Raw genomic sequence first — 8,530 nt, forward strand, 5'->3', positions numbered from 1 at the left:
CGGGATCCTGAATAGTTACAGAAAAATGACGCATTCCAAAGTGGACGCGGTATAGCTCTTTACTTGTAAACAGGGTTGGGGGAGTCTGAGGGGGAGCTCTGCTGCCCCCTCAGGGTTTTGCCTTTCCTTCTCCGCAAGAGGTGCCTGCCATGGGAACCTTGATTGTGCCTGATTTGGATGAATCCGTGATAGCCGCCCTGTCCCAGGAAGCCCGACGTCGAGGGTATTCTCTGGAAGAACAAGCCCGACGCATGCTGCGTTCCATAGAGGCCGAAGTCCACCGCTCCCCTGAAGAGATCGAAGCTCTGGTGACCGAGGCTGAGGAGATTGCGGCCATGAGCCCGCCCATTCATATGGATGTAGTGGCCTTGATTGGCGAAGATCGGGAAAGCCGATAATGACAAGACGACAGGCAATGTTATATCAAAATAAATAAAAACTGAAAAGTCAAAGAATAGAACATTTTCTTTTTTTGATTTCTAAAAGATAACATATTGAAAGTCAACAGATGTAAAAAAGCCGCAGGCTCACGCCTGCGGCTTTTGCACTTCTCACGGGCTTGCGCCCGATACGTCACACCGAATAGTACATCTCGAACTCCACCGGATGGGGCGTATGCTCCATACGATAGACTTCTTCCATCTTCAGGTTGATCCAGGCGTCGATCAAATCGTCGCTGAAGACATCACCCTTCTTGAGGAAGTCGCGATTGTTGCTCATCTCCTGCAGGGCTTCACGCAGGGAGCCGCACACCGTCGGGATGTTCTTCAGCTCTTCCGCCGGCAGGTCATAGAGGTTCTTGTCCATGGGGCTGCCCGGATCGATCTTCTTCTCGATGCCGTCGATACCGGCCATCAACAACGCGGAGAAGGCCAGGTACGGGTTGGCGGAAGGATCGGGGAAACGAATCTCGCAGCGCTTGGCCTTGGGATTGGTGGCCGCCGGGATACGGATGGAGGCGGAACGGTTGCGGGCGGAATGGGCCAGCAGCACGGGAGCCTCGAAGCCGGGGATCAGGCGCTTGTAAGAGTTGGTGGAAGGATTGGTGAAGGCGTTGAGAGCCTTGGCGTGCTTCTTGATGCCGCCGATGAAATAGAGGGCCATGTCGGAGAGATCGGCATACTGATTGCCCGCGAAAAGGGGCTTGCCGTCCTTCCAGATGGACATGTGGACATGCATGCCGGAACCATTGTCACCCTTGAGAGGCTTGGGCATGAAGGTCACGGTCTTGCCGAACTGGTGTGCCACATTGTGGACGGCGTACTTGTACTTCTGAATATTGTCCGCCATCTTCACCAGCGTGCCGAAACGCATGTCGATCTCGCACTGACCGGCGGTGGCCACTTCATGGTGATGGAACTCGATTTCGATGCCCATGCGCTCCATGACTTCCGACATTTCGGAACGCAGATCGTGCAGGGAGTCAACGGGCGGAACCGGGAAATAACCACCCTTGACGCCCGGACGATGTCCGGTATTGCCGTCGGGGTAGTCCTTGCCCATGTTCCAGGCACCCTCCTCGGAATCGATGTAGTGATAGACCTCGTGCATGTCCACCTTGTAACGCACGGAGTCGAAGACGAAGAATTCGGCTTCCGGTCCCACATAGGCGGTGTCGCCGATGCCGGAGAACTTCAGATAAGCCTCGGCGCGACGGGCCACGGCGCGAGGGTCGCGGCTATACTCTTCACCGGTGAAGGGATCCACCACGTCGCAATAGAAGATGATGGTGACATGCTCGGAAAAAGGATCGATGAAGGCGGAACTGGCGTCCGGGATGAACACCATGTCCGACTGGTTGATCTCGCACCAACCGGCGATGGAGGATCCGTCGAAGCCAAAACCGTTCTCGAACACTTCTTCGGTGAGCATGCGCACGGGGGCGGTGATGTGCTGCCATTTGCCACGGAAATCGGTGAACCGGAAGTCGGCGAACCTGACCTCGTTCTTCTTGACCATTTCAAAAACGTGTTTGACCGCTGCCTGATCTGCCATGGTCCTACTTTCTCCCCAGTTTGATTTGGATAACCAAAACGAAGCTTTTCTGTTCTAAAGAGCTGCGCGATCCCTCTCCCCGGTGCGAATGCGAACGGCCCGTTCGACCCGGGTCACAAAAATTTTGCCATCTCCGATACGACCGGTGCGGGCGCTATTCTGCAACAAATCCACCACCCGGTCGACCATTTCCACCTCACAAACCACTTCCACCTTGACTTTGGGCAAGAAATCAACCGTATATTCCGCACCTCGGTAAATTTCCGTGTGCCCCTTCTGGCGGCCGAAGCCGCGCACCTCCGATACAGTCAACCCGTAAACACCCGATGCAGTCAAGGCTTCCTTCACTTCATCGAGCTTGAATGGCTTGATTATCGCTTCGATTTTTCTCATATAGAAGGGTGTGCACTTTTCGTGGAGGTTGGCAAGACTTTCTCGAAGCCCTTTTCGCCGGTGTTTCGCAACGGGAGTGCCAACGCGCGGGGAAGGAAGAACTCGTTGAAATGATTATCAAAAATATGCAGTCCACCTCGACGCCCTTGGCAATAGCGCAGCAGAACTGATAAAAAAATAGGCATTTACCGTAATTGTGATTAAAAAGAGGGCAGACTGGTGAATTAATTGGCGCATTGCCAGTGGATGACGCAAAACCCGTTGACCACGGGAGTGTTTCCCATCAAAACAATGTCGAAAGGTCAGGCATGTCCGAACTCATGATCGAAATTCAGGGGTTGACCCGAACCTTCGGGAATCTCAAAGCCCTGGACAATATCGCCTTCCAGGTGCAACACGGTGAGGTGGTGGGCTTTCTCGGTCCCAACGGCGCCGGCAAAACCACCACCATGCGTATCCTCGCCGGCCTGCTCGCCCCCACCGAAGGCACCATTCGCGTGGCCGGATTCGATGTCATCGAAGAACCCGAAAAGGCTCGCGCCAAAATCGGCTTCCTTCCGGAGACCCCTCCCATCTACGAAGAGATGACCGTTCGGGAGTATCTGCTCTTTTTGGCCGGATTGCGAGGCGTGAGCCGAGATCGGTTGCCCGCCGCCGTCGACGCCGCCATGAACCGCTGCGGTCTGGCCAACGTCGCCGACCGACTGTTGCGCAACCTCTCCAAAGGCTATCGGCAGCGGGCCGGCATCGCCCAGGCCATCGTCCACAATCCCCGGGTGGTCATCCTCGACGAACCCACCGCCGGCCTCGATCCCAATCAGGTGCGGGAAATCCGCTCCCTCATCCGGGAGTTGGCTTCGGAACACTCCATTCTGCTCTCCACCCACATCCTGCCGGAAGTGCAGATGATCTGCTCCCGGGTCATTCTGATCCACGGCGGACGCATCGTTCTGGAGGATTCCCTGGCGGGTCTGGCGCAACGCACCGCCCACACCAAGGGGGAGATCCTCCTGCAATGGCGTAACCCCCCCGATGCGGCCACCCTCTCCGCCCTGCCCGGCGTCGAAGCCTGCCGACAGGAAGGTGATGGCTGGGTGATCGTACCTCGAACCGACGCCGATCCGGTTCCCGAACTGCTGCGCCGCTCCGTGGAAAACGGTTGGGATCTGCGCAAACTCATGCCCGTCTCCCACTCCCTGGAAGAGATTTTCGTGCAATTGACCACCACCGAAGGCGATACCGCCCCGGTCAAGGAAGGAGCGTGACCATGTCCGATTCTCCGGCTTTCTTTCGTCCCATCGGGATTCTGGCCCGCCGTGAGTGGTTCGCCCTGTTTCGCTCGCCCCTGGCCTGGACACTGCTGGGCGTGACCAGCGCCATGGCCGGTTTCATGTTCTATTCGGCCTTGAGCCTGTTTCAGGCGCAGAAGATGCAATTCCAGATGTACGGCTCCAACGCCAACCTCTCCCTGACCCAGTTGACCGTCGGTCCCACCTTCGGCAACGTGGCCATCATCCTGATGCTGCTCATTCCCCTGCTGACCATGCGCCTCGTCGCCGAGGAGAAGCGCCGCAACACCTGGGAAGCCCTGGTCTCCTCCCCTCTGAGCCCGCTGCAGATCGTCCTGGGCAAGTATCTGGGGTTTTTGCTGTTTCTGGCGGTACTGGTCGGTCTTCTGAGCCTGATGCCCCTGACCCTCTTCCTCTACGGCAATCCCGACAAGGGGCAGGTCTTCACCACACTGCTGGGCCTCTTTCTCCTGGCCGGCAGCTTCGGCGCCGTGGGTCTGGCCGCCTCCTGCGCTACGGAGAATCCCGTAGTGGCCGCGATCCTCTCCTTCGGTACCCTGTTGCTGTTGTGGATCCTCGGCTGGAGCGGCGACAGCACCCCCGTCGGCACTCTGTTCAACTATCTGTGTGTGGTACCCCACTTCGAAAGCTTTCTCAAAGGGGTCATTTCCAGCGCCGATCTGGCCTACTTTCTCCTTCTGTCCAGCGCAGGCCTGCTGGTGGCCCGTCAGCGGCTGCTGGCCCAACGCTATCAGAACTGATCCGGCCCGGAATATAGTGAGAGGAACCGACGCATGAAGATGACATCCCGTATCCGTTTCCAGTTTCGGGCCCAACTGGCAACCACCGGCCTTCTGGCCGGAATCATTCTGGCCCTGCTGGCCTATGCCTCCAACCGCTTTGCCGTGCGCTGGGATCTGACCGCCGCCGGTTTGCACACCCTTTCGGAGCAGTCGGTCAAGGCCATCGCCGCCTTCCCCGAGGGACTGCGCGCCGTGGTCTATGTTCTGGAAAAAGGCGAAATGAAGCCCGTCATTCAGGACATGCTGGAGAAATATCGCTACCACAACCCGAAGCTGGAGTTCCGCTTCGTGGATCCCGATATCGATCTGGCCCAGGCCAAAGCCGACGAAATCACCATGGACGGCACCATCCTGCTGCGCCATGGCAATCGGCGGGAGAAACTCACCGAAATCACCGAGGAGGCCTTGACCAACGCGCTGATCCGCCTTTCCAAGGGCGAATCCAAGTCGATCCGCTTTCTGACCGGCCACGGGGAACACCCCTTCGCCCAACAGGAGCGGCAGGGCTACGGTACCGTCGGCAAACTCCTCAAAGGCGAGGGCTATCAGCTCGATCTGTTGAATCTGGCTACCGAAGAGCAGGTGCCCGATGGCACCAATCTGGTGGTGGTGGCCGGTCCCCGCAGCCCCCTCTTCCCCATCGAGGTGGAACGCCTCTCCAAATGGCTGGAAAAGGGCGGCGGACTGCTGGTGCTGCACGATCCGGGCAACAAAAGCGGACTGGAGGAGTTCTTCCAGCTCAAGGGACTGCGTTTTCAGGACGGGCTGGTCATCGATCTCAATGCCCGGGTGGTGGGTGGGCAGGTGAACACCCCCCTGGCCACGGATTACGACAAGAGCCACCCCATTACCAAGGATATGAACATGGTGGCCATTCTGCCCGAAGCCCGGGGATTGACCCTCGATCGGGAGAAGAGCCTGCCCGGCGTGGAGTGGACCCCACTCTTCTTCGGCGCGGCTCGCGGCTGGCTGGAGACCGGGGACATCCGTTCCGGCAGCGTCGAGTTCAACGAAGGCGTCGATCCCAAAGGCCCCATTCTCCTGGGTGCGGCTCTGAAGCAGGACAAATCCCGCATTGTCGTGGCGGGCGACTCCGATTTCGCCGCCGACTCCTACATCGACTTTTCCGGCAACAGCACCCTCTTTCTCAACATGGTGCGCTGGCTGGCCGCCGACGAATCCTTCATCGCCATCAAACCCAAAGCCGCCCAGGACGGTCAGTTGGTGCTGACTCAAACCGGCGGTTTTCTGCTCTCCTGGGGGCTGATCGTGCTGTTGCCGCTGGCGCTGTTCGGCACGGGATGGTGGGTCTGGTTCAAACGGCGTCGACTGTAGCGGGCGGAGGCATGCAACGATGAAGCGACTCTGGTCGATGAACCTGGTATTGCTGGCCATCGTGCTGGCAGGTGGCTATTTTCTGATCTGGCAGGACAAGCAGGAGAGAGCCAAGAAAGAGCAGGAGGAGGCCTCCCGTTCCTTGCTGAGTTGGCCCCTCTCCGAGGTGACCGGCTTCCGTTTCCGGGGAGAGGATCGCAAAACGCTGCAACTTGCCAAAAAGGAGAGTGCCTGGCAGGTGGTGGACCCCCTTCAGGCCAAGGCCAACGCCGTGGCGGTGGATCAACTGCTCAACGCCTTGAAAAAACCCTATGACCGGCTGATTACCCGATCCGCCGAGCAGTTGGCCGACTTCGGCCTGGACGAAAAGGCCATTCGGGTGGAGGTCACCGACGACAAGGGACGACACGAAGCCATCCGCGTGGGTGGGGAAAACACCTCCGGTACCAGTCGGTATCTGTTGCTGGAAGCCACCGGCAGCGTGGTCCTCATTGCCAAACAGCCGCTCACCCCTCTGCTACAGAAAAGCGACGGTCTGCGCGACAAATCCCTGCTTGCCGATCTCTCCATGGCGGGTCTGCAAGCCATACACCTGACCCGGCCCTCGGGGGAACTGCATCTGGTGCATCGGGACAAAGAGGGTTGGCGCATGGAGAGCCCCTTTCAGGACGCCACCGAAGAGTCCCGCCTCAAAGGCTGGCTCGACATGGTGCTGATGGCCTCCGGAACCGCCTTCGTGCCCAATACCCCCCCGGCAACCGTGCCCTACCGGCTGCGTCTGGAGCGCCCCTCCGCGCCGGCGGTCGAGGTGGTGATCTGGAAAGAGCAGGACAAGGTCATGGCCTTCCGTTACGGTCAGCCCGACGCCCTGCAAATGCCCTCCTACTTTGCCGAAGATATGGAGAAGGCCCCCTTCGATCTCCTCTCCCTGCGGGTGCTGTCGGAAAGCAAAAGCCTCAGCCACCTGAAACTGGAAGGCGCGGACAAGAGTGTCGAAGCCCTGCGCAAATCGGACGGCACCTGGCCGGACGCCGCCTGGGCTTCCGTCGAGGAGGCCCTGACCCGGGTGGCCCACAAGGTCGAAACACCGGGTGAAATCCCCTCCTCCGCCTGGAAACTGCAGTTCCAGGCCGGAGAGGAGAGCGGTTCACTGACCGGTTGGTGGGATACGGACCGGATCGTTCTGGCCCCTCCGGGTCGCCCGGTCCATCTGGCCCTCTCCCCCAAACAATCCACGGCGCTGCAGGAGAGCCTGCACCATTTAATCGGACTGCCCGCGCCTCCCAAGGAGGCCCCTCCCGCCAAAACGGCAGAAACGGTAAAGCACCCTGGCATCAAGGAATAAAATAGGGCATCTTACCCCGTCTTATTCATAAATTTCCGCTGCAACCGGACCAGGATCGCGCCATGACGGCGTTGCGCTCGCTCGACGATCCTCACCGTGGAAACAGTCACGGTTCCGGTCGTCGAGGCGTCGCGCGCCTTGTTCTGACGCGCCCTGGCCGGTTTCACGACGAAATTTATGAATAAGACGGGCTTACTGGCCAACGGTGTGGGGACATCGCGCGGAAAGGGGAAGATATGGGGGACGCCAAAGCAGCGAAGCAGCACGAAAAGAGATCTTACGACGACGAAATCAGCAGCAAAAACCAGATTGCCGACATGCTTTCCCAAGCCTTTCGGGACGGGGAACCCATGGAAGTCCTGATCGGCAATCAGGTAACGCTCTTCTTCAGCGAAATCGAGGGCGAACCGGTGGTCCCTGCGGAAGGTGCCGAAAACACCACCGCCGAGATGTCCACCAACATCGATTACCTGAAGAAGCACGAGTTTCTCTGGCTGGACTCCCTGGAACCGGAAGAAGGCAACGAACTGGTGGAAAAACACCCGGACGTGCCCCTGACGCTGCGTTTTTTCCACGGCATGACCACCCTGGAAGGGGTGACCCGCTTTGTCTCCAAAGTGGCTCTGGCCGAAGGCCGGGTGCTGAAACTGGCTTTTCCCGAAAAGCTGGGACGCTTCCGTCAGCGCCGCCATTACCGGGTGCGCACCATTGTCCAGGCACTGCCGGCCATTTCGGTGCAAACCAAAACCCTGCCCGCCACGGCGGTGAAAATGGTCGACATGTCCATCGGCGGCGTCGGTATCGCCAGCGATTTGAAGGCGGATCAACTGCCCCTCGATACACCGGTGACCCTGTTGATTCAGGTCAGCGGGGAGCCCGATCTCAGCATCAAAGGCAAGGTGCGCAGCACCTGTCCGGCCCCGCGCAATCTGGTGCGCAGCGGCTTTCTGCGCAAAGGGGAGATCCGTTTCGGCATCCAGTTCGAAATTCCCTCCGCCGCCGTGGAAAAGATCGTCAACCAGATGGTGGGACGCCTGCAACAGATCTACCTGGCTTCCCGTCGCCGGGACGAACCGGAACCCGCCCGCAAAGCTCCTTCCGGAAAAGCCCAAGCCCTCTCGGAAGCCCTCAAACAGAAACAGGCCAAAAAGGGTTGGTTTTCCTGATTTTCCGTATCTGTTCAGGCATACGGGGGTTCGGGGGGGATTATCCCCCCCGACGGGTCCAGGGCCGCGCCCTGGGACTTTTCCTTTCGCCGTTGACACCATCGTGCTGCGCAGGAGCCGTTACGATTTTCCGACCATGAATAATTCCATTTCTGTTTCATTTTTGCATTATTGCAGGGGTCTGGGGACCATCATGGTCCCCAG

General features: G+C 58.9%; 8 protein-coding genes. 6 read left to right on the top strand and 2 right to left on the bottom strand.

The window, feature by feature from the left end; genetic code table 11:
• The first annotated feature begins 149 nt into the window (after positions 1–149).
• A complete protein-coding gene (locus HQL56_16020) occupies positions 150–398 on the top strand; it encodes a hypothetical protein (protein ID MBF0311023.1) in 249 nt (82 codons plus the stop codon).
• A gap of 175 nt (positions 399–573) precedes the next feature.
• On the opposite strand, the gene glnA is transcribed toward HQL56_16020, so the two are convergent.
• Positions 574–1,995, bottom strand: coding sequence for a type I glutamate--ammonia ligase (gene glnA / locus HQL56_16025; protein MBF0311024.1), 1,422 nt, complete (start codon positions 1,993–1,995; stop codon positions 574–576).
• A 54-nt stretch (positions 1,996–2,049) separates the two neighbouring features.
• Complete coding sequence (locus HQL56_16030) at positions 2,050–2,388, bottom strand: P-II family nitrogen regulator (protein ID MBF0311025.1); 339 nt, start codon at positions 2,386–2,388, stop codon at positions 2,050–2,052.
• Between the two features lie 320 nt (positions 2,389–2,708).
• On the opposite strand from HQL56_16030, the gene HQL56_16035 reads away from it, so the two are divergent.
• From HQL56_16035 to HQL56_16055, 5 genes are all read left to right on the top strand, one after another.
• On the top strand, positions 2,709–3,653 hold the full coding sequence (locus tag HQL56_16035; GenBank protein ID MBF0311026.1) for an ABC transporter ATP-binding protein: 945 nt from the start codon (positions 2,709–2,711) through the stop codon (positions 3,651–3,653).
• A 2-nt stretch (positions 3,654–3,655) separates the two neighbouring features.
• Positions 3,656–4,438: an ABC transporter permease gene (locus HQL56_16040; GenBank protein ID MBF0311027.1), complete on the top strand. Its 783-nt coding sequence runs from the start codon at positions 3,656–3,658 to the stop codon at positions 4,436–4,438.
• 33 nt (positions 4,439–4,471) lie between these two features.
• The gene (locus HQL56_16045; protein MBF0311028.1) at positions 4,472–5,815 is read left to right on the top strand and encodes a GldG family protein; all 1,344 of its coding nucleotides are present in this window, start codon (positions 4,472–4,474) and stop codon (positions 5,813–5,815) included.
• A 19-nt stretch (positions 5,816–5,834) separates the two neighbouring features.
• Entirely contained in the window at positions 5,835–7,160 is a 1,326-nt protein-coding gene (locus HQL56_16050) for a DUF4340 domain-containing protein (GenBank protein ID MBF0311029.1), read from the top strand.
• A 236-nt stretch (positions 7,161–7,396) separates the two neighbouring features.
• Entirely contained in the window at positions 7,397–8,326 is a 930-nt protein-coding gene (locus HQL56_16055) for a PilZ domain-containing protein (protein MBF0311030.1), read from the top strand.
• Positions 8,327–8,530: the final 204 nt, after the last annotated feature.

Source organism: Magnetococcales bacterium (genome assembly GCA_015231925.1).
GTDB lineage: Bacteria > Pseudomonadota > Magnetococcia > Magnetococcales > JADGAQ01 > JADGAQ01.

Bases quoted from the DNA above. Each gene is read 5' to 3' on its own strand.
- HQL56_16050 (MBF0311029.1), top strand. From the start codon at position 5,835: ATGAAGCGACTCTGGTCGATGAACCTGGTATTGCTGGCCATCGTGCTG.
- HQL56_16045 (MBF0311028.1), top strand. From the start codon at position 4,472: ATGAAGATGACATCCCGTATCCGTTTCCAGTTTCGGGCCCAACTGGCA.
- glnA (MBF0311024.1), bottom strand. From the start codon at position 1,995: ATGGCAGATCAGGCAGCGGTCAAACACGTTTTTGAAATGGTCAAGAAG.
- HQL56_16030 (MBF0311025.1), bottom strand. From the start codon at position 2,388: ATGAGAAAAATCGAAGCGATAATCAAGCCATTCAAGCTCGATGAAGTG.
- HQL56_16040 (MBF0311027.1), top strand. From the start codon at position 3,656: ATGTCCGATTCTCCGGCTTTCTTTCGTCCCATCGGGATTCTGGCCCGC.
- HQL56_16020 (MBF0311023.1), top strand. From the start codon at position 150: ATGGGAACCTTGATTGTGCCTGATTTGGATGAATCCGTGATAGCCGCC.
- HQL56_16055 (MBF0311030.1), top strand. From the start codon at position 7,397: ATGGGGGACGCCAAAGCAGCGAAGCAGCACGAAAAGAGATCTTACGAC.
- HQL56_16035 (MBF0311026.1), top strand. From the start codon at position 2,709: ATGATCGAAATTCAGGGGTTGACCCGAACCTTCGGGAATCTCAAAGCC.